The organism is Alienimonas sp. DA493 (assembly GCF_043951915.1).
GTDB lineage: Bacteria > Planctomycetota > Planctomycetia > Planctomycetales > Planctomycetaceae > Alienimonas.
In genome coordinates, this window is the sequence record NZ_JBINJD010000013.1 from 35,054 (window position 1) to 60,032 (window position 24,979).

At 69.5% G+C, this 24,979-nt stretch carries 21 protein-coding genes and 1 tRNA gene; 16 read left to right on the top strand and 6 right to left on the bottom strand.

Annotated features, from left to right (window positions below; translation table 11 throughout):
* Positions 1-19 precede the first annotated feature (19 nt).
* A complete protein-coding gene (locus ACG2DA_RS03445) occupies positions 20-1,552 on the bottom strand; it encodes a PQQ-dependent sugar dehydrogenase (protein ID WP_395254070.1) in 1,533 nt (510 codons plus the stop codon).
* A gap of 265 nt (positions 1,553-1,817) precedes the next feature.
* Between ACG2DA_RS03445 and ACG2DA_RS03450 the strand changes: the two genes are divergently transcribed.
* The 5 genes from ACG2DA_RS03450 to ACG2DA_RS03470 all read left to right on the top strand — a co-directional run bounded on the left by ACG2DA_RS03450 (position 1,818) and on the right by ACG2DA_RS03470 (position 6,432).
* Positions 1,818-2,276 (top strand): hypothetical protein, encoded by a 459-nt coding sequence (locus ACG2DA_RS03450; protein ID WP_395254071.1) that lies wholly within the window; start codon positions 1,818-1,820, stop codon positions 2,274-2,276.
* 95 nt (positions 2,277-2,371) lie between these two features.
* Positions 2,372-2,824 (top strand): DUF305 domain-containing protein, encoded by a 453-nt coding sequence (locus ACG2DA_RS03455; protein WP_395254072.1) that lies wholly within the window; start codon positions 2,372-2,374, stop codon positions 2,822-2,824.
* 124 nt (positions 2,825-2,948) lie between these two features.
* Complete coding sequence (locus tag ACG2DA_RS03460) at positions 2,949-3,242, top strand: metal-sensitive transcriptional regulator (protein WP_395254073.1); 294 nt, start codon at positions 2,949-2,951, stop codon at positions 3,240-3,242.
* A 170-nt stretch (positions 3,243-3,412) separates the two neighbouring features.
* Positions 3,413-3,736: a four-helix bundle copper-binding protein gene (locus ACG2DA_RS03465; protein WP_395254074.1), complete on the top strand. Its 324-nt coding sequence runs from the start codon at positions 3,413-3,415 to the stop codon at positions 3,734-3,736.
* A 77-nt stretch (positions 3,737-3,813) separates the two neighbouring features.
* Positions 3,814-6,432 (top strand): heavy metal translocating P-type ATPase, encoded by a 2,619-nt coding sequence (locus ACG2DA_RS03470; protein ID WP_395254075.1) that lies wholly within the window; start codon positions 3,814-3,816, stop codon positions 6,430-6,432.
* An 88-nt stretch (positions 6,433-6,520) separates the two neighbouring features.
* Here the strand turns inward: ACG2DA_RS03470 and ACG2DA_RS03475 are convergent.
* A tRNA-Arg gene (locus tag ACG2DA_RS03475) sits at positions 6,521-6,594 on the bottom strand.
* A 371-nt stretch (positions 6,595-6,965) separates the two neighbouring features.
* On the opposite strand from ACG2DA_RS03475, the gene glgC reads away from it, so the two are divergent.
* From glgC to argS, 8 genes are all read left to right on the top strand, one after another.
* Entirely contained in the window at positions 6,966-8,216 is a 1,251-nt protein-coding gene (glgC, locus tag ACG2DA_RS03480) for a glucose-1-phosphate adenylyltransferase (RefSeq protein ID WP_395254091.1), read from the top strand.
* An 89-nt stretch (positions 8,217-8,305) separates the two neighbouring features.
* The gene (locus ACG2DA_RS03485; RefSeq protein WP_395254076.1) at positions 8,306-8,926 is read left to right on the top strand and encodes a hypothetical protein; all 621 of its coding nucleotides are present in this window, start codon (positions 8,306-8,308) and stop codon (positions 8,924-8,926) included.
* Positions 8,927-8,968: 42 nt separating this feature from the next.
* Positions 8,969-9,868 (top strand): DUF58 domain-containing protein, encoded by a 900-nt coding sequence (locus tag ACG2DA_RS03490; protein WP_395254077.1) that lies wholly within the window; start codon positions 8,969-8,971, stop codon positions 9,866-9,868.
* 191 nt (positions 9,869-10,059) lie between these two features.
* The gene (locus tag ACG2DA_RS03495; RefSeq protein ID WP_395254078.1) at positions 10,060-11,112 is read left to right on the top strand and encodes an ABC transporter ATP-binding protein; all 1,053 of its coding nucleotides are present in this window, start codon (positions 10,060-10,062) and stop codon (positions 11,110-11,112) included.
* Between the two features lie 87 nt (positions 11,113-11,199).
* The gene (locus tag ACG2DA_RS03500) at positions 11,200-12,933 is read left to right on the top strand and encodes an ABC transporter permease (RefSeq protein WP_395254079.1); all 1,734 of its coding nucleotides are present in this window, start codon (positions 11,200-11,202) and stop codon (positions 12,931-12,933) included.
* Positions 12,934-13,048: 115 nt separating this feature from the next.
* Positions 13,049-14,485, top strand: coding sequence for a hypothetical protein (locus ACG2DA_RS03505; protein WP_395254080.1), 1,437 nt, complete (start codon positions 13,049-13,051; stop codon positions 14,483-14,485).
* 99 nt (positions 14,486-14,584) lie between these two features.
* The gene (gene rsfS / locus ACG2DA_RS03510; protein WP_395254081.1) at positions 14,585-15,154 is read left to right on the top strand and encodes a ribosome silencing factor; all 570 of its coding nucleotides are present in this window, start codon (positions 14,585-14,587) and stop codon (positions 15,152-15,154) included.
* 88 nt (positions 15,155-15,242) lie between these two features.
* Positions 15,243-17,234 (top strand): arginine--tRNA ligase, encoded by a 1,992-nt coding sequence (gene argS, locus ACG2DA_RS03515; protein WP_395254082.1) that lies wholly within the window; start codon positions 15,243-15,245, stop codon positions 17,232-17,234.
* A gap of 102 nt (positions 17,235-17,336) precedes the next feature.
* Here argS and ACG2DA_RS03520 read toward each other — a convergent pair whose 3' ends face one another.
* Together ACG2DA_RS03520 and ACG2DA_RS03525 are read right to left on the bottom strand one after the other, a co-directional pair.
* Positions 17,337-18,347 carry a PIN/TRAM domain-containing protein gene (locus ACG2DA_RS03520; protein WP_395254083.1) on the bottom strand — a complete coding sequence of 337 codons (1,011 nt, stop codon included), beginning with the start codon at positions 18,345-18,347 and terminating at the stop codon, positions 17,337-17,339.
* 188 nt (positions 18,348-18,535) lie between these two features.
* Positions 18,536-19,090, bottom strand: coding sequence for an HIT family protein (locus ACG2DA_RS03525; protein ID WP_395254084.1), 555 nt, complete (start codon positions 19,088-19,090; stop codon positions 18,536-18,538).
* A 94-nt stretch (positions 19,091-19,184) separates the two neighbouring features.
* Here ACG2DA_RS03525 and ACG2DA_RS03530 point away from each other — a divergent pair, with 94 nt between their 5' ends.
* Complete coding sequence (locus tag ACG2DA_RS03530; RefSeq protein ID WP_395254085.1) at positions 19,185-20,039, top strand: formyltransferase family protein; 855 nt, start codon at positions 19,185-19,187, stop codon at positions 20,037-20,039.
* Positions 20,040-20,045: 6 nt separating this feature from the next.
* Here ACG2DA_RS03530 and ACG2DA_RS03535 read toward each other — a convergent pair whose 3' ends face one another.
* Positions 20,046-21,161: an IS630 family transposase gene (locus tag ACG2DA_RS03535; RefSeq protein WP_395254086.1), complete on the bottom strand. Its 1,116-nt coding sequence runs from the start codon at positions 21,159-21,161 to the stop codon at positions 20,046-20,048.
* 94 nt (positions 21,162-21,255) lie between these two features.
* On the opposite strand from ACG2DA_RS03535, the gene ACG2DA_RS03540 reads away from it, so the two are divergent.
* On the top strand, positions 21,256-22,554 hold the full coding sequence (locus ACG2DA_RS03540; RefSeq protein ID WP_395254087.1) for a PQQ-binding-like beta-propeller repeat protein: 1,299 nt from the start codon (positions 21,256-21,258) through the stop codon (positions 22,552-22,554).
* 56 nt (positions 22,555-22,610) lie between these two features.
* On the opposite strand, the gene ACG2DA_RS03545 is transcribed toward ACG2DA_RS03540, so the two are convergent.
* Positions 22,611-24,071, bottom strand: coding sequence for an aldehyde dehydrogenase family protein (locus tag ACG2DA_RS03545; protein WP_395254088.1), 1,461 nt, complete (start codon positions 24,069-24,071; stop codon positions 22,611-22,613).
* Between the two features lie 80 nt (positions 24,072-24,151).
* On the opposite strand from ACG2DA_RS03545, the gene ACG2DA_RS03550 reads away from it, so the two are divergent.
* On the top strand, positions 24,152-24,946 hold the full coding sequence (locus tag ACG2DA_RS03550) for a DUF1080 domain-containing protein (protein WP_395254089.1): 795 nt from the start codon (positions 24,152-24,154) through the stop codon (positions 24,944-24,946).
* Positions 24,947-24,979 lie beyond the last annotated feature (33 nt).

The window sequence follows — 24,979 nt, forward strand, 5'->3', positions numbered from 1 at the left end:
GGGGCGGGTCCGGCCGCGATCAGTCCGCGGGGCTGATCTTCCAGATCACGCCGGTCCCCGGCTTCGCGTGCGGGCCGTTCTCGTCGACCGGCATCAGACCGAAGTCGGCGACGTACATCGCCGAACCGTCCGCGGCGAACCGCACGTCCATCGGACGCCGCGGCCCCGCCGAGCCGCCCGGGGCGTGCCCGCCGTGACCGCTCCCGCCGTGCCCGGCGCCTTCGCCGTGACCGCTTTCCTGACGGCCGTCGTTCTTTTGGTCGCCGCCGTGGTGGCCGCCCTCGGCCTGACCGCCCTCGGCGTGGCCGCCGTGGTGGTGGGATTTCGGTCCGAAGAAGGTGGTCGACCGGCCGGTCGCCGGGTCGAACCGCACGACCCGGTGACCGCCGTGCTCCTCCGGCGGCGTGCCGGTGAGGGGGGTCATGTGGCCGAAGAAGGCGATGAACAACTGCCCCTCGAATCCGAAGGCGCCGCCCGGGGAGGCGTCCAGCTTGGCGATGGCCGAGTGCTTGGGGTAGGTCGCCACGGGCCGCTCCACGGGCGGGTGGTCCGCCAGCAGAAACGTCGGCTGCGGTTTCCCGTCGGGCTTGAACCGCGGGTCGGTCACCGGGTCGCCGGAGCCGAAGTCCGGCCAGCCGTAGAACGCGCCCTCCTTAACGACGTATAAGTCCTCCAAATCGTTCGCCACCGGGCGGCTGCCGCGGACGTCCAAGCCGTTCTCCGTGACGTACAGCGTGCCGCCGACCCACAGCAGGCCGAAGGGGTTCCGCAGGCCCCAGGCGTAGACCGTCGGGTTGGAGCCGTCGGCGTCGAAGCGAAGCGCCGTGCCGTTCGCCTTCGCCGTTCCCGGAATCGTCGCCCCGTCCGGCGTGGCGACGTCGAACGGCTGATAGGCGGAGGTGCGGGCCGTGTCGTCCGCGGCGCCTTCGGACAGCGGATCCTTCGTCGGGAAGACTTCGCCGCGGGTGCGCAGCGGCGCGGGGGCGAGTTCGTGGACGTCCGGGTGCTTCTTGAGCCACTTTTTATTATCGAGCCCCACGACGCCGGAGTTCGTCGCCGTGCCCTGCCCGACGTACAGCCCGCCGTCGGGTCCGACGGTGAGTTGGTTGTTCTCGTGGTCCCCCAGGCTCGGCAGCCCGGTCACGAGGTCTCGCAACGTCGGGGCGTCTCCCCGCGGGTCTTCTAAAAGAGAGATTTTCGTGCTGTGAGAGATAAGCAGGTCGCCGTCCCGCATCAGCAAATCGGTGACGGGCGGCTGGAGTCCGTCGACGGGCACGCGGCGGCGGGCGCCGTCGGCGGCGAAATGCAGCAGGGCCGGCTCGGCGGACGGGTCGCCCGGGGCCTCGCCGGAAAGGGCGACGAACAGTCCGCCGGCGCCGTCCGGCTCGACGCTGGTGGGATAGTCGAGGTCTTGGGCGAAGACCTCGATCCGGTAGCCCTCCGCCGTCTCCGCGGCGGCCGGATCGGGCTCCGGCGGGGCGGCGCCGGCGGGCGCGGCGAAACAGAGGCCGGCGAGCGCCAGCGGCGCGACGGCGCGGGGCAGCGTGAACATGGGGGCTTCCTGCAAAAAGGGGCGAACGCCGCACCCGGCGACGCGATCGGCGACGAATGCGGCCCCCCTCAGCCCAACACGACGTCCGCCGGCGGGGGACGGGAAGACCCACCGCGTCGACGCCGAAGATACCCCCGGGGCGTATCCCCATGAGCGAAGGGACCCGGTCCCCGTGCCGGCCGCCGGCCGGATCCGTCAGCGTGTTTCCCCCGGCGAGGGACGCCGTCGCTCCCTCGCCGCCCTCCCCGCGCCTAAGGAGCTTTTTATGAACCGCCGCCACGTCCTGTCCGCCGCCGCCGCCGGCGCCGCCGGACTCGCCGCTCTGCCCGCCGCCCGCGCCGACCATCACGAGACGCAGAGCGGCGACCACAGCCATAAGCTCACCGGCAAGAAAAAGGCCGACGTTCAGCAGATGACCGAGCACGTCGTCCTGCTGAACCGGGTCGCCGAGCACTGCCTGGAGCAAATCAAGGAGAAGCAGGGCGACGTGACCGACCACGCGCAGAACCACGAATACGTGATGGACTGCGTGCCGGTCTGCCAGACGACCGCCGCGTTCATGGTCCGCGAGAGCCCGCTGTCGAAGTCGATGCACCGGGCCAGCGCCGAATGCTGCGAAAAAACGGCGAAGGCGCTGGAGGACTCCTCCGACAAGTCCGCCGTCGTCGCCGAGTGCGTGAAGTCCAGCCGGAAGTGCGCGGAGATGTGCCGCACCTATATTTGAGCGAGACGCCGCTCGAGACGGCGCCCCGCCGTTTGAGGCCGTCCGGAACCCCCGGGCGGCCTCTTTTCCTGCCCGCCCCCGCTTGATCGCACCTGATGAACGCCTACGTCCGCTTCGGCCTGATGATCGCCACCTCCACCGCGGTGATGTTCGTCCTGATGTATCTGAACACCTACGCCCTCGATCACGTCTTCTTCAGCGAGACGCGACTTTATATGGCCCTGCTGATGGGAGCGACGATGGCCGTAATCATGATGGGCTTTATGTGGAAGATGCACGAGAACAAAAAGGCGAACTTCGGCGTTCTCGCCGCGGCCGCGGTCGTGTTCGGCCTCACGCTGTGGCTGGTGCGGTCCCAGGAGACCGTGCAGGACGAGTCCTGGATGCGGGCGATGATCCCGCACCACTCGATTGCGATCCTCACCAGCGAGCGGGCGGAGATCGACGACCCCCGCGTCCGCGATCTGGCCGACCGCATCATCAAGACCCAGCGGGAGGAGATCGCCGAGATGAAACGCCTCATCGCGGACCTGGAGGGGGACCGCTGAGTCCCCCGGCGAGCGACGTTCCCCTCGTCGGTGATCCCCCCGATCGCTAGAATGCCGAACGACCGGTCCCGCGGTCGGCGCAGATCTTTTCCAGAGCCCCGTCCGTCGGTCGCCCTCGAAATCCGTGAACCTCGACGACGAACAGAAGGAGGCCCTCCGCAAGCGTCTCCGCCGGGCCGAAGGTCAGGTGGCCGCGGTGGGGCGGATGATCGAGGAGGACAAGTACTGCGTGGACGTGCTGATGCAGGTCCGGGCGGCGATGGCGGCCCTTGGGAAGGTGGGGCACATCGTGCTGGAGAACCACATGGACACCTGCGTCGCCGCCGCCTTCAAAGCCGAAGACGACGCCGACCGTAAAGAGAAGATCCGCGAGCTGATGAGCGTCTTCGCCAAATACGGCAACTTCGGCGGCCGCTGAGCTCCGCCGGCGAACGGCGGCGGCGCGGCCGGGCACGGGAGCGGCCCCATCCCGGCGTTCCGCCTTCCACGGTCCATACCCTCGCGGGGTATCACTAGAACGGACGCTCGCCGGTCGGCGGACCGGCCGGCGCGATTCCCCCGTTCCCCCCGTGACGACGAGGACTGACGATGAGCGACGCCAACATGCAGCAGTGCATCGACACCTGCCAGGAGTGCCACCGGACCTGCCTGGACCACTTCTCGAACGTCTGCCTCGAGAAGGGCGGCGAGCACGTCGAGCAAACGCACGCGCGGCTGATGCTGGACTGCATCCAGATCTGCGCGACCTGCGCCGACTTCATGATCCGCGGCAGCGAACTGCACGGCTACGTCTGCCGGGCGTGCAGCGAGGTCTGCAAGAAGTGCGCGGACAGCTGCGAGAAGGTCGGCATGACCGAGTGCGCGGACCAGTGCCGCAAGTGCGCCGAAACCTGCGCCGCGATGGCCGCCTGAGGCGCGTCTCTCTCCGCCCTTTCGAACGCTGAGGCCCGGCCGGGCCTCAGCGTTACCGCATTTCCCAGAGCGGTCCGATGAACGCCGACCTCCCGGTTCTCGACGCCTCCGAGCGATCCCCGTCCGCCGACGCGGCGTCCGACGCGGCCGTCGTCGATCCCGTCTGCGGGATGACCGTCCCGGCCGACGCCCCCCGCGTCGCGGAGCACGACGGCAAAACGTACCGGTTCTGCTCCGACGGCTGCCGTGACCGGTTCGCCGCCGACCCGGAACGATACCTCGACGGGTCCGACGGACGGGAGAAACCGGCGGGAGGCTGTTGCGGCGGGGGAACAGCGGCTCCGGAGCGTCGACCGCCCGCGGCCGACGGCGGATCCTGCTGTTCGAGCCGTTCCGCGCCGCCGTCCCGCCCGCCGGCCGGGGGCGGGGCGTCGGGGACCTACACCTGCGCCTGTCATCCGGAGGTGGTCGCCGACGGCCCCGGCGACTGCCCGAAGTGCGGCATGGCCTTGGAACCGAGCGGCGTGCCCGCGAAACCGGGCGGCGGGACGACCGTCTTCACCTGCCCGATGCACCCGCAGATCGAACGGGACGCCCCCGGCGATTGCCCGATCTGCGGGATGGCGCTGGAGCCGAAAACCGTCGCTGTCCGCGGGGCGGAGGACGAGCCGGACGCGGAGTTGGTCGACATGACCCGCCGGTTCTGGATCGGCCTGACCCTAGGATTGCCGATTCTGCTGTTGGCGATGGGGCCGATGATCGGCCTGCCGGTTCACGACTGGGTCGGGGCCCGGGTTGCGCAGTGGCTCCAACTCGCCCTGGCGACGCCCGTCGTGCTGTGGTGCGGCTGGCCGTTCTTCGTGCGGGGGTGGCGGTCGGTCGTGAACCGGCACCTCAACATGTTCACCCTGATCGCGATCGGCGTGGCCGCGGCGTACGTCTACAGCGTCGCGGCCGCCGTCGCCCCGGCCCTGTTCCCCGAAACGTTCCGTGAGGAGCACACCGGCCTGATCGGAGTCTATTTCGAGGCCGCGGCGATGATCGTCGTCCTCGTGCTGCTCGGTCAGGTGATGGAACTGCGGGCCCGCCGCAAGACCGGGGCGGCGCTGCGGGAACTGCTCTCGTTGGCTCCGCCCACCGCCCGGGTCGTCGATGAAGACGGTACGGAGCGCGAAGTCCCGCTGGACGACGTGCGCACCGGCGACCGCCTCCGCGTCCGCCCCGGCGAGAAGGTGCCGACCGACGGCCGAGTGATCGACGGCCGCGGGGCCGTGGACGAATCGATGGTCACGGGCGAACCCGTCCCGGTGAATAAGGAGGTCGGCGACGAGGTGGTCGGCGGAACCGTCAACGGCGCCGGCGCCCTGCTGATCGAGGCGGAGCAGGTCGGCGAGGACACCGTCCTCTCCCGCATTGTGGCCCTCGTCGCATCCGCTCAGCGCAGTCGCGCCCCGATCCAGCGGGTCGCGGACCGGGCCGCCGGCTATTTCGTGCCGTTCGTGCTCGCCGCGGCGGCGCTGGCGTTCGTCGCCTGGTGGGCGGTCGGTCCGGAACCGGCGTTCGCCTTCGCGCTGGTGAACGCCGTCGCCGTGCTGATCGTCGCCTGCCCCTGCGCCCTCGGCCTGGCCACGCCGATGAGCGTGATGGTCGGCGTCGGCCGCGGCGCCCGGGAGGGCGTGCTGTTCAAGGACGCCGCCGCCCTGGAAACGCTGCGGTCCTGCGACGTGCTGGTCGTGGACAAGACCGGCACCCTGACCGAGGGCCGGCCGACGCTGACGGAGGTTCGCACCGCGAACGGCGTTGAGCAGCGCGACCTGCTCCGCTTCGCCGCCGCGGCCGAGGCCCGCAGCGAGCACCCGCTCGCCCGGGCGGTGGTCGACGGGGCGAAGGCCCGCGGGGCGGCCGCGCCCCAGGCGGACGAGTTCGAATCCATCACCGGCGGCGGGGTCGCGGCGACGGTCGAGGGGCGCGCGGTCCTGATCGGCGCCCCGGCGCTGCTGGCCGACCGCGGCGTCGATCTGCCGACGGCCCTGACCGACGAGGCCGACCGCCTGCGGGCCGAGGGCCGGACGGCGTTCTTCGTCGCCGTCGCCCCCTCCGCCCAGGCCGAGCCGGCCGCCGCCGGGCTGTTGGCGGTCGCCGACCCGATCAAGGAGACCACGGCCGAGGCGATCCGCGCCCTGCACGCGTTGGGTCTGCGGCTGGTGATGCTGACCGGCGATCACGAAGCGACCGCCCGGGCCGTGGCGCGGGAGTTGAACATCGACGAGGTGGAGGCGGGCGTCAGCCCGCAGCGGAAGCACGACCGCGTCGCGGAGTTGAAGGCCGGGGGGGCGTCGGTCGCGATGGCGGGCGACGGGATCAACGACGCCCCCGCCCTCGCCGCCGCCGACGTGGGGATCGCGATGGGCGCCGGCACGGACGTCGCCATCGAGAGCGCCGGGGTCACGCTGGTGAAGGGCGACCTGCGAGGCATCGTCCGGGCCGTCCGCCTCAGCCGGGCGGTGGTGCGGAACGTGAAGCAGAACCTGTTCTTCGCGTTCGTCTACAACGCGCTGGGCGTGCCGATCGCCGCCGGTCTGCTGTACCCGTTCACCGGCTGGCTGCTCTCCCCGATGCTGGCCGCCGCCGCGATGAGCCTGTCCAGCGTCAGCGTGATCGGCAACGCCCTCCGCCTGCGGGGGCAAAAGATCTGAGGCGTCGAACCGACGGGGAACGGCACGCCCCCGAATCGTTCCCCCAGCAGCGGGCGGGCTTCGCCCCGTCCCTTCCGACAAAGAAAAATACGCCCCGCAGGACTCGAACCTGCAACCTTCGGTTCCGTAGACCGACGCTCTATCCAATTGAGCTAGGGGCGCTTGGCCGACGACTCGCACCGGGCGAGCGATCGGGCCGGGGAGGGTATCACGCCGCGGCGGACGGTCAAGCCGAAACGGTCCGATCGTCTCCGGTCGCGGCGGGACGACCGACGGACACGCCCCGCCCGCCGTCGGTTCGCGGCGTCGGTCTCGAGGCCGACGCCGGGGCGGGCGCGATCCGCCGTGGGGCCGGCAAGATAGGGGGACCGCCCGTCGCCGGTCGGAGCGGCCGGCGGTAGGCTGACGGGGCGCCCGCAGCGAATCGCCCCCTTCCCCCAGCGGCACGGACCCGCCCGGTGACTGTTTCTTCGCCCCCCGTCCCCGGCCTGCCCACCGTGCCGCCCGGCGCCGGCGTCGCCGCTCCGGCCTCGTTGCCGCGGGTCACCGTGCTGATTCTCGCCGGCGGCAAGGGCAGTCGACTCGAACCGCTCTCCCGCGACCGGGCCAAGCCGGCGGTGCCCTTCGGCGGGTGCTACCGCATCATCGACTTCGCCCTCTCGAACTGCCTGAACAGCGGCCTGCGGCGGGCGCTGGTGCTCACCCAGTACAAGGCGGCCAGCCTCGACCGGCACATCAACCAGGGGTGGCGGTTCCTCAGTCGGGAGCTGGACGAGTGGGTGGACGTGCTGCCCCCCCAACAGCGGCTCAGCGAGGAGTGGTATCAGGGCACCGCCGACGCGGTGTACCAGAACATCTACACGATCGAGCAGAGCCGGCCGGACGTGGTGCTGATCCTCTCCGGGGATCACATCTACAAGATGGATTACGCGGCGCTGATCCGCGATCACCTCAACGCCGGGGCCGCCGCAACGGTGGGCTGCCTGCCGGTCTCGCTGGAGGAGGGCAGGGCGTTTGGGGTGATGGGAATCGACGAGGATCGCCGGGTCGTTCAGTTCGCCGAGAAGCCCGCCGAGCCCGCCCCGATGCCTGGCCGACCGGACACCTGCCTGGCCTCGATGGGCATTTACGCCTTCGACGCGGCGTTCCTGTTCGAGGAGCTCTGCCGCGACGCCACCGTACCGGACAGCTCGCACGACTTCGGCAAGGACATTTTGCCGGACATCATCACGCGGTCCCACGTTCGGGCGTATCCGTTCGGCGACGGCGACCGCGGGGCGAGCGGCCAGGGCACCGGCTACTGGCGGGACGTCGGCACGCTGGACGCCCTGTACGAGGCGAACATGGACCTCGTCTCGGTCAGCCCGAACCTGAACCTGTACGACCCGGACTGGCCGATCCGCACCTGGCGGGAGAACTACCCGCCGCCGAAGTTCGTGTTCGCCGAGGAGGAGTCCGACGGCGAGCACCCGCCCCGCAGCGGGGTGGCGCTGGACAGCCTGGTGTGCACCGGGTGCATCGTCAGCGGGGGGCGGGTCGAACGCAGCGTGCTGAGCCCCGGCGTGCGGGTGAACAGCTACGCCCACGTGACCGACAGCGTGCTGCTGGACGGCGTGACCGTCGGCCGCAAGGCGGTGGTCCGCCGGGCGATTCTGGATAAGGGCGTGACCGTCCCGGAGGGCGCCAGCGTCGGCGTCGACCCCGACGCCGACCGGGCCCGCGGCTTCACCGTCACCGAGGGCGGGCTGACGGTGCTGGGCAAGTTCGACCGGTTTCCGGAGTGAGTCGTCGGTTGTGACGGACCCGCGAAACCGCAAGCGTACGGCTGGCCCGCTTGCGGTTTCGCGGGTGACTTCCCCTGCAGGGACGAGCGATGGTCGCCGCATACCACCTCATCTGGACGGCGTACGGGTGGTGGCTTCCGAATGACCCGCGGGGGAGCATGTCGCACACGATCTCCGTTCATTCGTTGAGGGAACTCGGCCCCCTGCATCACGGGCGGAAGACGGTTCAGCCGCGGGGCCGGGAAATTCGGGAGTTCTACGAACGAGCCGCCGAGAAGCTGCGATACGACCTGTTGACGTTCTCGCCCGCTCAGTGCGGATGTGTCGCGGAGGCGATGGGCGAAGCGGTCCGCCGGTACGGGTACACCTGCTACGCCGCCGCGGCGATGCCGGATCACGTGCACGTGCTGATCCGCAAACATCGGGACCGCGGCGAAACGATGATCGCCAACCTGCAGAACGCCTCTCGGGATCTGCTCCGGGAACGCGGCCATCGTGACGAGGAACACCCGGTTTGGGGCGGGCCCGGTTGGGTCGTGTTCCTCGAAACGCCCGCGGACATCCGTCGGGTGATTCGGTACGTCGAACTGAACCCGGCCAAAATTGGCTGGCCCCCGCAGCAGTGGGACGGGGTCACGGACTACGACGGGTGGCTGCCGGGGCTGAGTCCTCACCGACGCGACCCGCGAAACCGCAAGCGACCTCGCTGACCGTTTGCGGTTTCGCGGGAGATTCTCCCCTATCATCGCCCCATGCCCACGCCCACCGAGCGCTATCTCAAACCGGAGGTCATCCAGACCGTCAGCCGGCTGGACCTGCGGGCCCGGTTTATCGTGGAGGGGTTCATGGCGGGGCTGCACGCCAGTCCGTTTCACGGGTTCTCCGTCGAGTTCTCGGAGCACCGCCGCTACGCCCAGGGGGACGATCCGAAGGACATCGACTGGATGGCCTTCGCCAAGACCGATCGGCTGTACGTCAAAAAGTATCAGGCCGAGACGAACATCACCGGCTGGCTGCTGATGGACCTGTCGGAGTCCATGGGCTACACGCACAGCCAGAAGCTCACCAAGCTGGATTACTGCATCTGTCTGGCGGCGGCGATGGGCTACCTGATGGTCCACCAGCAGGACCCGGTCGGACTGGTGACGTTCGGCGACGAACTGCGGGCCAGTTTGCCGGCCCGCAGCAAGCGAAAGCAGCTCGGCGACATGCTGGCGTTGCTCGCGGCGGCCAAACCGTCCGGCGGGACGGACGTCGGCGGGGCGCTGAAGAAGGTCTCCGCGATGGCCAAGCATCGCGGCCTGATGATGCTGTTCAGCGATCTGCTGACCGACCGCGAACCGACGCTGGAGGGCCTGCGACGCCTGCGGCACGCCGGGCACGACGTGATCGTGTTTCACGTCCTCGACGCGGCCGAGGTGGAGTTCCCCTTCTCCGGCACCGTCGATCTGACGGACCCGGAAACCGGCGAGAATTTGATTCTCGACGCCGCCGGCATGCGGGCGGAATACGGCGACGCCGTGCGAGAGTTTCGAGACGACCTGCAGACCGAGTGCCGCAAAATGGGGGCGGACTTCGTGCCGCTGCACACCGGGCTGCAGTTCGACAAGGCGCTGCTGGAATACCTGTCGCACCGCGAGGCGCGGTTCTGACGGGGCGAACGGCGGGCCAGGGGCGGATCCGCCGGGGGGAGCCGCCCGGGGCGGCGGCGTTGTCGCGGATCGCCGCGTCGGACCGTACGATCCGCGCTGCTGAAGATTTTGTCCGTCCGCGCCCAACGCGCCGCGTGCCGGACGCGTAGCGTCAGCGCCGCCCGCTCCGCCGACCCCGAGCCGTTCCCCCCGTGGCCGACACTCTCACCGCCCCGCCCGCCGAGTCCGCCCCCGCCGCACCGACGGCCGCCGACGAGGCCGCCCTCGGCCCGGCCCACCCGCCGGGCGAGACGGTGATCGAGGTGCGAAACCTCTCGAAGGTTTACCGCGACTTCTGGGGCCGCAAAAAAGTGCGGGCCCTCAACGCCCTCAGCCTGGACGTGAAGCGGGGCGAGGTGTTCGGCCTGCTGGGCCCGAACGGCTCCGGCAAAACGACGACCCTCAAAATGCTGCTCGGGCTGCTGTTCCCGACGGAGGGCTCGATTCGCATCCTCGGCAAGTCCGCGACCGACGTCTCCAAGAACGAGCGGATCGGCTACCTGCCGGAGGAGAGCTACCTCTACCGCTTCCTGAACGCGGAGGAGACGCTCGACTTCTACGGCCGCCTGTTCAAGATGACCAAGGCCCAGCGGCGGGCCAAGACGGACGAATTACTCAAGCTGGTCAAGATCGAGCACGCCCGCAAACGGCAGCTCAAGGAGTATTCCAAGGGCATGACCCGCCGGATCGGGCTGGCCCAGGCGCTGATCAACGACCCGGAGATCGTGTTCCTCGACGAACCGACCTCCGGCCTGGACCCGAACGGCCGGGCGGACGTCAAGGACCTGATCCTCAGCCTGAAGGAGCAGGGCAAGACGGTCGTGATGTGCTCCCACCTGCTGGCGGAGATCGAGGACGTCTGCGACCGGATCGCGATCCTCTCCGGCGGCGAACTGAAGCTGCTGGGCACCGTGGACGAGCTGCTCCGCAGCCGCGGCGAGACGCAGATCGTCACGCCGGTGCTGTCGCCGGAGGCCCTCGCCGAGGTGCAGGCCGTGCTGGCCAAGCACCACGTGAGCGCCGGCGTGACCCAACCGAAGAAGACGCTGGAAGACCTGTTCCTGCGGACGGTCTCCGAGGCGGAGGCCCGTCCGGGTCGGACCTTCAGCGCCGAGGACCTGCCGGGCGAGGCCCCGCCGGCCGACGCCGGCCCGCCCGCGACCGCCTCGGCGGACGGTTCGCCGGAGACCGCCGAGAAGGCCTGACCGCGGCCCCGCCGGTTCGTCCCCCCGGACCGACGCCGCCGCCCGCCCCGCCCGCCCGCACTCACCCCTGACGTTCGCGTCCCCCGCATGGACCTGACCCCCCGCCTCTTCGACCCGACCGGCTCGGTCCTCACCTGGGTGCAGGTGTTCGGTTCGCTGACGCTGCTCGTGTTGGCGATCGCCCTGATCGCCGCGGTGATCGCCGGGGGCGGCCGCGGGGCCAAGAACTTCTTCCGCGGCCTCGCCGCCGGGGCGGCGGACCTGGTGAAGGTCTCCGGCGGGCACGTTTGGGCGATCGCCCAGCTCACCTGGCGGGAAGCCCTGCGGCGGCGGGCGCTGTACGTGTTCGCCCTGTTCGGCGTGCTGTTTATGTTCGCCGGGTGGTTCCTGTCGGACTCCGGCAACCGCCCCGCGGACCAGGTGAAGGTCTACGTGAGCTTCGTGCTGACGGTCGTCGGCTGGCTCACGCTACTCGTGATGCTCCTGCTGTCCTGCTGGGGCATCCCGGAGGACATCCGCCGCCGCAGCCTGCACACCGTCGTCACGAAGCCGGCCCGGCGGAGCGAGGTCGTGCTGGGGCGGATGCTGGGCTACTCGCTGATCGGCACGGTGATCCTCGCCGTGATGGGCCTGGTGGGCTACGTGTGGATCGTTCGCCAGGCCGACGGGGCGGACGTGGAGGGCGCCCTGGTGGCCCGCCGCCCGGTGTTCGCCATGGAGGATCAGTACGCCGTCGACCCGGAGACCGGCCGGCAGGTCCTGGTGCAGCGCGGCCTGCAGTTCTGGGACCGCGAGGGCCGCCCGACGGACAAGGGGCTGAACGTCGGCAACATCTGGGAGTACCGCGGCTATATCGACGGCGCCTCCCGCATGTTCGCCGCCTACACCTTCGACGGCGTCACCGAGGACGTCTTCCGCGACGTCACCCTGGAGGACGCCGCCACCGGCGAGCGGACCGAGGGCCAGGTGCTTCAGTTCGAAAGCGACTTCGAGGGCTTCCGGACGATCAAGGGGAACATGAACCGGGGCCTGCTGATCCAGTTCACCTACGTGAACCCGGAAACCGGCCTGACGGCGCCCGATCCGAAGCTGATCGAGCTGCAGGAGTTCGACGGCAACGTCCACAACCTGCCGGTCCAGTTCGCCTCCCGCGACCCGGAGACCGGCGAGTTGGCGAACTACGACCTGATGCGGGACTTCGTCACCGACGACGGCCGGCTGACCGTCGAGGTGCGGTCGCTGGACCCGCAGCAACTCCTCGGCATGGGCCGGGCCGACCTGTTCATCCGCCCGCCCGACGGCCCGTTCGAGCTGAGCTACCTCGGCAGCATCGTCGCGCTCTGGCTCAAAATGATTCTGCTGGTCGCCCTCGGGGTGACGGCGGGGACGTTCGTGAAGGGGCCGGTGGCCACGCTGTTGGTCTTCACCCTGCTGATTGTCGGCCAGCAGGCCCACGCGCTGATGAACGAGCTGGTCGTGGGGGTGTTCGACCCGACGAACCTCGACGGCAGCGACCAGGGCGGGCCGATCGAAGCCGCCTACCGCATCCTCACGCACATGAACACCGTCAAGGATCTGCCGGAGGGCGTCGGCACCACGGTCATCCAGACGCTGGACCAGGGCATCCTGTACCTGATGTGGGCGCTCTCGCAGGTCATTCCGGACTTCAGCGCCTTCGACACCGCCGCCCGCACCGCGGAGGGCTTCGCCATCCCGAGCAGCGACCTCGCCTGGGCCGCGCTGGTGACGCTCGGCTTCCTGATCCCCTGCTACATCGTCGGCTCCCTCAGCCTGCGGTCGCGGGAGCTGGAGGCGAAGTGACCGCCCGTTCCGCGGATCGCCCCGCCGGTTCCGTGCAAACCTCGCCCGCCGTCCCACGCTTCGCCGCCGTCCGTCGTAATCTCGGCGGACCCCGACCATTCCACCCCGCCCCCTGATGAACGAGTTCACCCCCCGGCAGCGGAAGATCACCTACGCGGTGGCCCTGCTGTTGTTGTCGATCCCGATCATCTGGCTCGGTCGTCCGGCCTCCGTGGCCAGCGCCGACCGCGCGGAGGGCGACGACGCCGGCGGCATGCTGTCCCAGAAGCGGGACGCCTTCACCCTCGGCGAGGCGAGCCTGGGCAACGTGGACCCGTCCAGCAGCACGATGAACCTCGTGCTGTTCGGCCTGCGGGGCGTGGCGACGAACGTCCTCTGGCAGGACGCGATGGACGCCAAGGAGAAAAAGGACTGGGCCCGCCTCCGCAGCGACGTGGACAGCATCACCCTGCTCCAGCCCCACTACGAAAAGGTGTGGGACTTCCAGGGCTGGAACCTCGCCTACAACGTCGCCGCGGAGTGGGACGGCGTGCCGGACCGCTGGTACTGGGTGAAGGAAGGCACGAAGTTCGTGATGGACGGCGTGGACCGGAATAGCCAGAGCCCGGACCTGCGGTTCAAGGTCGGCCAGATCCTCGGTCAGAAGATCGGCAATGCCGACGAGAAGAACTACTACCGCGAGTACTGGAACGAGGATCCGGACGTCGCCGCCTTCGGCGGCCAGACCGACCCGGAACTGAACCGGGACCCGGCGGAGACCCGCAGCTTCCCGCATCACCACCTCGCCAGTAAGTCCTGGTACCAGTACAGCGTCGAGGCGAACGACAATCCGAAGTTCCCCCGGCAATCGCAGATGATCGAGGAGCTGTTCGTCTCCAAGCCGGCCGAGGCGCAGCGGCAGTACGCCGAGGCGATCGAGGAGGCCGGCGAGTTCGCCGACGCCCCCGCCGCCTGGTCCGACGCCCGCCGCGACTGGGTCGAGGGGCTCGGCAAGCGTCGGCTGCCCACCTTCATCGGGGCGACGGTCTTCGTGGAGGCGGACGAGGAGGACGTCCGGCAGATGACCGAGGAGGTCAACGCCCGCCTCGCGGAATACGGCATCGAACGCCGCTTCACGGAGGACGAGGTCCGGGCCGAGATCGCCCGCAAGCGGAACTCCCTCAACTACGACTTCTGGAAGGAGAAGGCGACGCTCGAGGCCCGTCCGGAGACGGTGAAGGCCCGCCAGCTGGTCTACGAGGGCAAGCTGGCGCTGGTCAGCGACGAACCCGGCGCCCAGAAGATCGCCGCGGAGAAGCTCTGGGAAGGCCTCGAACTGTGGGAGAAGGTCCTCACCGAAAGCCCGCTGGGGACCGAGGACGTGTTGGGGCTGTCGGAGCGGATGGTGGACCTCGTGTACCTCCGCGACGCCCTGCAGTTCACCACCGGCGCCGCCGAGCTGCCGGAGGACGCCCCGCTGTACGACCTGTGGAACAACTCCGACGCGTCGGCCCGCGAGGAGGCGATCGATGAGTTCGAGTACGAACGCCGCAACAACATCATTCGCGGCTGAGCGCCCCGGTTCGCCCCCGCGGAGGTCCCCCCGCGGAGGTCCCCCCGCGGGGGCGGCGGGCGTTCTTGCCGGTGGCGGGCGGCCGCGCTCGGGGTGATAATGAAGCGTCCTTCATTCGACGATCACCCCGCCGCCCTGCCGATGCCGCAAACGCTCCCGCCGCAAACCGACACCGACGCCCCCGAGGAGGCCGCGCCCGAGCGGGCCGCCGCCGAGCCGCAGCCGCGCACGCCGGCCCCGGACGCCGGGCCCCGCAGCGAACGCGGCCGCCCCACGGCCCTGAAGCTGGCGGAGTTGTGCCTGAAGTTCCGCGGCCGGGACACGAAGGTGCTCGACCTTACCGCGGTCACGCCGGTGTTCGACTACTTCGTACTGACCACCGGCTCCAGCAAGCGGCAGATGGTGGCGCTGGCCGAGGAGGCGGACCTCGTGATGAAGCGGTCCGGCGCCCCGAAGCTCGGCGGCGAGGGCGACGAGAGCGGCCTGTGGATCCTGCGGGACTACGGCGACGTCGTGCTGCACGTCCTCACCGACGACAGCCGCGATTTGTACGACCTGGAAGGGCTCTGGGGCGACGCGGAACACGTTGACTGGCGGGCCGAACTCGGCTTGCCGGCGGAGGAGGCCGCCGTCGAGGACGAGAGCCCGGCCGCCTCCGAGGAAGAGTAGTCGCGAGGACGAGTCGCCCCGGCCGACGAATCGCCGCCGGGCGGCCGCGGGAGGGGGCGAATCGACGCCGGTCTGATAGATTGCCGGCATGGACTTTCTCGACGCCGCCCGGACCCGTTTCGCCCCCGCCCTCGCCCCGCATCTGCCGGAGGGGGCGTCGGTCGAGACCTTCCTCGACCTGATCCGCCCGGCGAACGACCCGCGATTCGGCGACTTCCAGGCGAACTTCGCCATGCCGCTGGCCAAGCGGGCGAAGAAGCCGCCCCGGGAGTTGGCCGCGGAGATCGCCGCCGCCGCGGAGTTGACGGACCTGTTCGAGGAGCCGGAGGTCGCCGGCCCGGGGTTCATCAACCTGCGGGTGAAAGACGACGTGCTCGCCGCGGAGACCGCGCAACTGGCCGCCGACGAACGGCTGGGCGTGCCGGTCGCGGCGGACCCGCGGACGATCACCGTCGACTTCTCCAGCCCGAACGTCGCCAAGCCGATGCACGTCGGCCACCTGCGGACGACGGTCATCGGCGACGCGGTGGTGCGCATCCTGAAGTTCCAGGGGCACCACGTCATCGGGGACAACCACCTCGGCGACTGGGGCACCCAGTTCGGCATGCTGCTGTACGGTTATAAAAACTTCCGCGACGAAGCGGCGTATCAAGCCGACGCCGTCACGGAATTGGCCCGGCTCTACCGTACGGTGAACGCCCTCGGCGATTATCAGGCCGCGAAGAAAAAGCGGCCGAAGCTGGAAGCCGCCGTCGAGAAGACGCGGCAGGCGGTCACGGACTTCCCCCCGCCGGCCGATAAGGCGGCGAAGAAGCAGTTGTTCAAATTGAAGCAGGAGGCGGCGTCCGCCGCGGACGCTCTGGCGTCCGCGACGGCGAAAATCGCCGCGATCGAGGCCGACCCGTCTCTCAAAGCCCTCGCCGACGCCCACCCGGAGATCGCCGCCGCGGCCCGAAACGAAACGGCCAAGCTGCACGCCGGCGACTCCGAGAACAAGCGGCTGTGGGAGGAGTTCCTCCCGCCCTGTCTCGCCGCGTTGCAGGTCATTTACGACCGGCTCGGCGTGCGACACGACGCCGTCTACGGGGAGAGCTTCTATCAGCCGATGCTCGCCGACGTCGTCGAGGAGTTATTGCAGAAAGGCATCGCGGAGGAGTCCGACGGGGCGGTCGTCGTGCGGGGGAACGTCGACCCGGCCGGCAAGGCAATCCCGGGGCCGTTCGTGATCCGCAAGGGCGACGGGGCCTTCCTGTACGGCACCACCGACCTCGCCACGGTGAAGCATCACGTCGACGAACTCGGCGCCGACGCGATGCTGTACGTCGTCGACAGCCGGCAGGGGGACCACTTCGCCAACGTGGCCGCCACCGCGCGGCGGTGGGGTTACGACGAGACGGAATTCAAACACGTCTCCTTCGGCACGGTGATGGGCGAGGACCGCAAGCCGTTTAAAACCCGCAGCGGGGACACGATCGGCCTGGAGTCGCTGCTGGACGAAGCCGTCGAGCGGGCGCTGGCGATCGTCTCCGAAAACGACGACGCCAAGCCGGACGGCCCCGAACTGGACGCCGCCGAACGTCAGGCCGTCGCGGAAGCCGTCGGGATGGGCGGAATCAAATACGCCGACCTCGCCCACAACCGTGAAAGCGACTACGTGTTCAGTTGGGACAAGATGCTGTCCACGACCGGCAACACGGCGACCTATATGCAGTACGCCCACGCCCGGGTCTGCGGCATCTTCCGCAAGGGCGCGGTCGACCGAGAGGCCCTGCGGGCCGAGTTCGTCGCCGACGACGGCGCCGTGCTGCTCACCGACCCCTCGGAGCGGGCGATGGCCCTGCAACTGAACCGCTTCGCCGAGGCGGTGCGGGAGGCCTCACGCGACCACCGGCCGAACGTGCTGACGGACTATCTGTTCGACACCGCCAAAGCCTTCAGCGCCTTCTACGACGCCTGCCCGATCGTCAAGGCGGAGACCGAGGAGTTGAAGACGAGTCGACTCATCCTCGCCGACACGACCGCCCGCGTGATGGCCGCGGGGCTCGGCCTGCTGGGCATCCGCGTGCTCGAACGAATGTAGGGGGAAGCTCCGAGACCAAGAAATCAAGAACCAAAGGGGCGCCGGGGCTCGGCACCTTGGGTTCTTGATTTCTTGATCTTGGAGTTTCCAGCGCAGCGAGCCCTACACGGCCAGCTTCGAAAAGATCATCCGGCCGCTGTTGTTCTGCAGCACGCTGGTGACTTCGACCTGCACCTCGTAACCCTGCTTGGGGGCGGCTTCCTCGCAGACGACCATCGTGCCGTCGTCCAGATAGCCGACGCCCTGCCCCGGGGCCTCGCCGCGTTTTTGGATCTTCAGGTTGAAGCGATCGCCCGGCAGGTGCCGAGGCTTGAGGGCGTTGGCGACGACGTTCAGGTTCACGCTGCCGATGCCCCGGGCCGAGGCCGCCCGGGCGAGGTTCTGGTCGTTCGTCACTAATCGGGCGCCCATTTCGTCCGCGAGGGAGAGCAGCCGGTGCTCGGCCGCCTGGCCGGTCAGCTCCTCGCCGGTCGCTTCGACGCGGACGTGGTTCCCCGGCAGGTCGCGAAGCTTTTGCAGCATGTCCAGCCCCCGGCGGCCGCGGGCGCGACGGGACTTCTCCGGGCTGTCGGCGACGGACTGCACAAGGTTGATGACGAAGTCCGGCACGACCAGCAGCGTGTCCGCCAGCCCGGCCTCCGCCAGACCGACGATGCGACCGTCGATCAGGGCGCTGTCGTCCAGCACCAGCGGGCGGCCGCCCTTCAACTCCCGGCTGAACTCCACGAAGGGGATGATAAATCGGAACTCCCCCTTCGTCTGCAGCAGGAAGGACACGCTGACGTATACCAGCGCCAACGGCACGATGATCTCCACCAGGCCTTCCCAACTCGTCTCCGCCACGAAGGGGGAGAGCGCCTGCAACAACAGGTAGCTCAACAGGGAGCCGACCAGCACGCCGAAATAGACGGCGGAGATGTCCTCGATCCGTTTGCGGCGGATCACCAGGTCGGCGACCACGAACGCCGACATCAACGCCGTCACCGTCAGCCAGGTGAGAAACGGGTGCGCGTTGACCAGATCCGGGCGGTCGGTCGACAACGAATTGACGAACACCGCGGTCGCCCCGCTGGCGGCCAGGATGTACAGGAGCCGCAGCGCTGTGAGCAACATGGAGATTGACCGGCGGAACGCCGGGGAGAACGAGCGACGGGACGGCGCCGGGGCGGCATGCGACACGGCGCCGCGGGGGAGCCCCCGATTCTAAAGGCGCCCGACGGGGCGTAAAGCGGCGACTCCGCCCCGCGGCCCCCGCCGCGGCCGCCGACGGCGTTCCTTTCCGCACGGCCCCGCGCGGCGATTCAATCCCCGCTTCCGGCGTCCCCGCGCAGCCGGGCGTGACCGGTCAGCAGTTCGTGCAAAGTCCCCAGCGACTGGGGGATCACGCTGGCGTTCGCCGTGACCGTCATGAAGTTCCCGTCGCCCGGCCACCGCGGTACGAGGTGCCAGTGCAGGTGCCCCGGCAGCCCCGCCCCGGCGACCGCCCCGAGGTTCAGCCCCACGTTGAACCCCTGGGCGTTCAGCGTCTCCCGCATGGCGACCACGGCGTCGGCCAGCAGCGACTGGCAGGCGGCGGACTGCTCCGGCGACAGCTCCGTCAGGTCCCCGCGGTGCTCCAGCGGGGCGACCAGCAGGTGACCGTTGTTGTAGGGGAAGCGGTTCAGCACCGCGACGGCCGGCCCGCGACGGGCGACGACCAGCCGCTCCGCGTCCTCGGACGGGTTCGCGGCCGCGTCGCACAGGAAGCACCCGGTCCCTCCCCCGTCGGGAACCCGCGGGGCCTTGGCCCGGTTCGGGTCCTTGATGTAGTCCAGCCGCCAAGGGGCCCACAGGCGGGCGCGGGTCGATTCGTCCATGGGAGTTTTCTGGCGGGGGTCCCGCGAAACCGCAAGCGGGCCGCGGTACGCTGGCAGTTTCGCGGGGGCGACCAGGAGGAACCGAGGAGACCAGATGCACGCCGTCGTCACCGCCGTCGGCCCGGACAACCGCGGGCTCGCCGATCCGATCATCCATCACCTCACGAGCGCCGGCGCGAACCTGCACGAAATCCAGATGTACGACCGCGATCAGGAGCACCTGTTCGCGATGCTGGTGCGGGCCGAGTGGGAGGACGACGCCGACTCCGCCACGCTGCGGGCGGACTTGGACCGGATCGGGTCCGAGCGGGGCCTCAGCGTGCGGACCTGGGTCCCGGGGGAGCGGACCCCGCCGCGGCTGGCGATCTGCACGACCTACCGCCCGGAGCCCGCGACCGCCGTGCTGCGAGCCGTCCGCGACGGCCGGCTGAAGGCGGAGGTCTCCTGCGTGATCGGCAACCGCCCGACCTGCCGGGGCGTCGCGGAGGAGTTCGGCGTGCCCTTCTTCGACATCGGCGACGACCGCGGCGCCCCGGACAACGAACGGCTGGTCGATCTGCTGGACGAGCACGCCGTCGATTACGTCCTGCTGGCCCGCTACATGCGGGTCCTGCCGGCGGCGGTTTGCTGGAAGTACGCCGGCGGTCGCATCCTCAATCTGCACCACGGCCTGCTGCCCCCCTTCCCCGGCTTCCGCCCCTACGAGGACGCCCACGCCCGCCACATGCTGACCTACGGGGCGACGGTGCACTTCATCGTCCCCGAACTGGACGCCGGCGAGCAGATCGTCCACCAGGCCACCTTCACCGTCCCGCCCGGCACCCCGCTGAAGGAGATCAAGCGGCGGGGCGAAACGGAGCACGAACCCGCCGTGCTGACCGAGGGCGTCCGCCGCGTGCTGGACGGCGAGGTCGCCCTGCGGTTCCACCGCGTCGTCCCGGTCACGTAGCGCCCGCTAGTGTCCTGAGTTGGAAGTTCGCTCGCATCTTCGACGGACCCGGTCGAGGATTAAATCGGCGTCGGTCGTCCACACGAATGGCTTGGCGTTCCGGTTGTGTTGGGCGACGTAGTCGTTGATCGCCCGCTCCAACGCCGGCACGCTTTTAAACACGCCCCGCCGCAGTCGTCTGGTCGTCAGTTCCGCGAAGAACCGCTCGACCTGATTGATCCACGAGGCCCCCGTCGGCGTGAAATGCACGTGATACCGCGGCCGCCTGGCGAACCACCGCCGCACCCGGTCGGTCTTGTGCGTGGCGTAGTTGTCCATGATCACGTGCAGTTCGACGGCCTCGCCGTTCGCGTCCGTCGCGGGAATCGCCGCGTCGAGCTGATTGAGGAACCGCACGAACTCCGCGCTGCGGTGGCGTCGCATGCACTTGCCGACGACCTCGCCGGTGGCGACGTTCAACGCCGAGAACAGGCTCGTCGTCCCGTGCCGGACGTAGTCGTGCGTGTGCGACTCCGGCCGTCCGGGCCGCATCGGCTCGACCGGCGCCGAACGCTCGAGGGCCTGGCGCTGACTCTTCTCGTCCACCGAGAGCACGATCGCGTGTTGCGGCGGCGCCAGGTACAGGCCGACGACGTCGCGGACCTTCTCCACGAACTGCGGATCCTTGGAGAGCTTGAACGTCTCCGATAGGTGGGGCTTCAGGCCGAACGCCCGCCAAATCCGCGAGACCGCCGTCTGCGATAGGCCCAAGGCCGCCGCCATGCCGCGGGTGCTCCAATGCGTGGCGTTCTCCGGCGTCGACTCCAGCGTCCGCGTGACGACCGCCTCCACCTGCTCGTCGGTGATTCTGCGGGGGGCTCCGCAGCGGGGTTCGTCGGAGAGGCCGTCGAGCCGGTCGATCTCGAACCGCGTGCGCCACTTGTGGACGGTCGTGTTGGTCACGCCCAAATCCTTGGCGACGGCGACGTCGGTCTGCCGGCGTCCGATTCGCCCCGGATCCGCGCAGGCCAGCACGACCCGGCTCCGCAGCGCCAGCGCCTGGGCAGTCTTCGGCCGACGGGCCCAGCGTTCCAACGCCGCCCGTTCTTCCGCCGTGACCTCGATCGGTTCACGCCACGGCATCGCAACCTCCTCGGTCTTCGCGATCGCCCATTATCCGTCCCGGCCGCCGGAAAAGTAGCCGCGAACTTCTAACTCGGGACACTAGGATGGCGGCATGAGAACCGCCCTCGCCCTGCTGTTCATCGCATCCTCCTCCGCCGCGGCGGGCGATTGGCCGCAGATTCTCGGTCCGAACCGCAACGGCGTCGCCGCCGACGAGGCCCCGCTAACGGAGTTGCCGGAGAACCTGCAACCGCGGTGGTCGAAATCGGTCGGCCAAGGCTTCGCCGGCCCGGCGGTCGCGGACGGGACGGTGTATCTGTTTCACCGCACCACGACGGCGGACGGCGAGGACGTCGAGCGACTGGAAGCCCTCGACGCCGCCACGGGGGAGACGAGGTGGACCAGCGACGCCCCCGCGACCTACGGCGGCGGCTTCATCGGCGACGCCGGCCCCCGCTGCGTGCCGGTCGTCACCCCGCTGCTGGGCGGCCGCGTCGTGATCTTCGGCGCCGCCGGCGTGCTGCGGTGCGTGAAGCAGTCGGACGGCCAGGAGCTGTGGCGCCGCGACGCCGCGGCGGACTACGGCGCCGACCCCGGCTACTTCGGCTTCGGCAGCACGCCGCTGGTCGTGCCGGACGGGAACGGCGGCGGGATCGTGCTGACCGTCGTCGGGGGCGACCGGGACGGGGCGGGCGTCGTCGGCTTCGACTTGAAAACGGGCGAGACGCGGTGGACCGCGACCGACGCGAAGGCGGCGTACAGTTCGCCGGTGTTGGCCGAAATCGACGGACGGGCCTTCGCCGTGACGCCGACTCGATTGTCGAACTACGGCCTCGATCCGTTGACGGGCCGGGTGATCTGGGAGGTTCCCTTCGGCGCCCGCGGTCCGACGGCGGTGGGTGCGAACCCGGTCCTGCTGCCCGGGAACGAGGCGTCCGTACGCGAATGGAAATCGGTGTTCCTCACAGCGAATTACGGCGTCGGCGCCACGCTGCTGGACGTGACTGCCAAATCCGCGACGGTCGCGTATGCCGGCTCCGAAACGCTCGCCGCCCATTACGCCACGCCGGTGCAGGTCGGATCCGACCTCTACGGAGTGGACGGCCGACAGGACGTGGGCGAGAGCAACCTCGTCTGTCTCGCACCGAACGCCGACGAACTCCGCTGGACCCAACGCGGCTTCGGCCACGCCACGTTGATCGCGTTACCGGACGCCGAGGGCGGCGGCTCATTGGTGATTCTCAAGACGGACGGCGAACTCGTCCTCGCCGCCGCCGACCGGCAGTGGTATCGGGAGTTGGGCCGGGTCACGCTGTTCGACTCCATCGTCCGCGCCCTGCCGGCCTACAGCGAGGGCGTCCTTTACGCCCGGGACGAGAACGTCCTGCGGGCCTTTCGATTGACCGAATAAAAAGAACGCCGAGGCCCCGCGGGGCCTCGGCGTTACAGGGTCCGAGGGAGCGGCGATCAGCCCTGATACTTGAGGTACACGCTTTTGTACCGCAGGTAGTGTTCCAGGCCCTTTTTGCCGTCGTCGCCGCCGACGCCGCTCTGCTTCCAGCCGGTGTGGTAGCCGTGGATGCTCTCCACGCAGCCGCGGTTAATATACAGCTCGCCCAGTTCCAGATCGCGGATCGCCCGCATGATCTTGTTCATATCGTTCGTCACCAGATAGCCGGCGAGGCCGAAGCGGGTGTCGTTCGCCAGGGCGAGGCCCTCTTCAAAGTCGTCGAAGGGGGCGACGGGCGTGACCGGGCCGAAGATTTCGTCCTGCATCAGCGGGTTGGAGTTGTCCACGCCGGTGATGACGGTCGGCTTGTACCAGTAGCCCTTCTGGTACTTGCCCTCCCGCTCGAATAGCCCGCCGCCGGTCAGCGTGGTGGCGCCGCCGGCGACGGCGGCCTGAACCATCCGGTCGACCTTTTCCAGCTCCGTTTTATTGACCTTCGGGCCGAGATACATGTCCTCGTCCAGCGGGTCGCCGACGGACAGGCCCTCCACCTTGGCGACGTACTTTTCGAGGAACTGCTCGTACACGCCCCGCTGCACGTAGGTGCGTTCGTTGGCGGTGCAGATCTGGCCGCAGTTGAGGAACCGGCTGAAGACGGCGATATCGACCGCCTCGTCCACGTCGGCGTCGTCCAGCACCAGGAAGGGAGCCTTGCCGCCCAGTTCCAGCGAGGCGAACGTCACGTTCTCCGCGGCCGCCTTGGCGATCGCCTTGCCGGTCTTCACGCTGCCGGTGAAGGAGATCACGTCCGCCAGCGGGCTGCTGGTCAGGGCGGCGCCGGCGGTGGCCCCGCGGCCGGTGATCACGTTCACGATGCCCGGCGGCACGCCGGCTTCCTCCGCCAGCTTGGCCAGTTCGAGGGCCGTCAGCGGGGTGTCCTCGTGCGGCTTGAGCACGATGGCGCAGCCGGCAATCAGCGCCGGGGCGATCTTTCGGCAGGCGACGGCGTACGGGAAGTTCCAGGCGATCACGCCCACCGCCACGCCGGCCGGCTGCGGGACGAGCCAGAGCTGTTCGTTCGGCTGGTCGGCGGAGAGGATCTCGCCCTCGATGTGCCGGTCGAACCCGGCGAAGTACCGCAGCCAGCTGTTGCCGAAGTCAATCTCGCCGCGGGCTTCGCGGATCGGCTTGCCGACCTCTCTGGAGAGCAGTCGGGCGAACTCCTCTTTCCGCTCGTCGACCAGGTCGGCCCACTTCCGCAGGACGTTGCCGCGTTCCACGCCGGTCAGCTTGCCCCAGGCCTTCTGGGCCTTCTTGGCGAACTCCAGCGCTTCGGTGCACTGGGCGGCGGTGGCGTCCGGGGTGGTGGCGAGGACGGACTCGTCCGCGGGGTTGAGCACCTCGATCTTCGTATCGCCGTCCTGCCAGCGGCCGGCGGCGTAAAATTGGTAGTCCTTGGAGCCGGAGAACAGCGACATGCGGAAACGCTTTCGGTGCGGGGTGCGAGGCGAGCGGGTATCGTGGCGGCGTTCGCCCCGAGTCGCAATCACGTCCGCCGATGCACGCCCCCGACCCCCCCGACCCCTCCGACGACACGCACGACCCGCACGCTCACGCCGGCGACGGCATCGCGGAGGACCGGCTGGCCCGCATCCGCCGTCGGTTCGCCTACAGCGCCGCCGCCCTGGCGACCGCGGGCCTGATCGTCCTGCTGAACGGCTGCGGGAGCGAACCCGAGGCGGTCGATTCCCACACGACGGACGCGTCTGACGAAGGCGGCGGCGTCGCCGAGACGCCCGCCGGGATGCCGAACTTCAAGCCGCTGCCCGCGGCGCTGGAAAACTTCGTCCTGTTCCCCGCCGACGGGGCGATCACCTTCAACCCGACCGACGACGGCGTGATCCTCGACGGCCGCGGCTACTTCGCGTCGACGGCGGAGTACGGCCCGGGCTTCACCGTCTCCTACGAATACCGCTTCCCCGAGGCCGACCCGCTCGGCACGGAGGAGGTTCCGGGGGAAAATACCGGCTGCCTGCTGTTCGTCGGCGAGGAGGACAAGGTTTGGCCGCGGTGCCTCGAGGTGCAGGGTCGGTGGGACGACACGGCCCAAATCAAATCCAACGCTCGCGACGTGACCGTCGAAAGCACGTTGGACGAAGCCGCCCGCGACGCCGCCCGGAAGCCGCCGGGCGAGTGGAACCGCGTGGAGGTGGTCAGCGAAGGCGGCGCCTTGACCGTCACGCTGAACGGGCAGCAGGTCTCAACCAGCGAGCCGACCGAATTGACCGAGGGCCGCATCGGATTTCAGGCGGAGGGCTACCCGGTCGAATTCCGGGCGGTGACGATCGAGTAGCGAGGTTCAGTCTCCTGCAAGATCGAGCCGCGA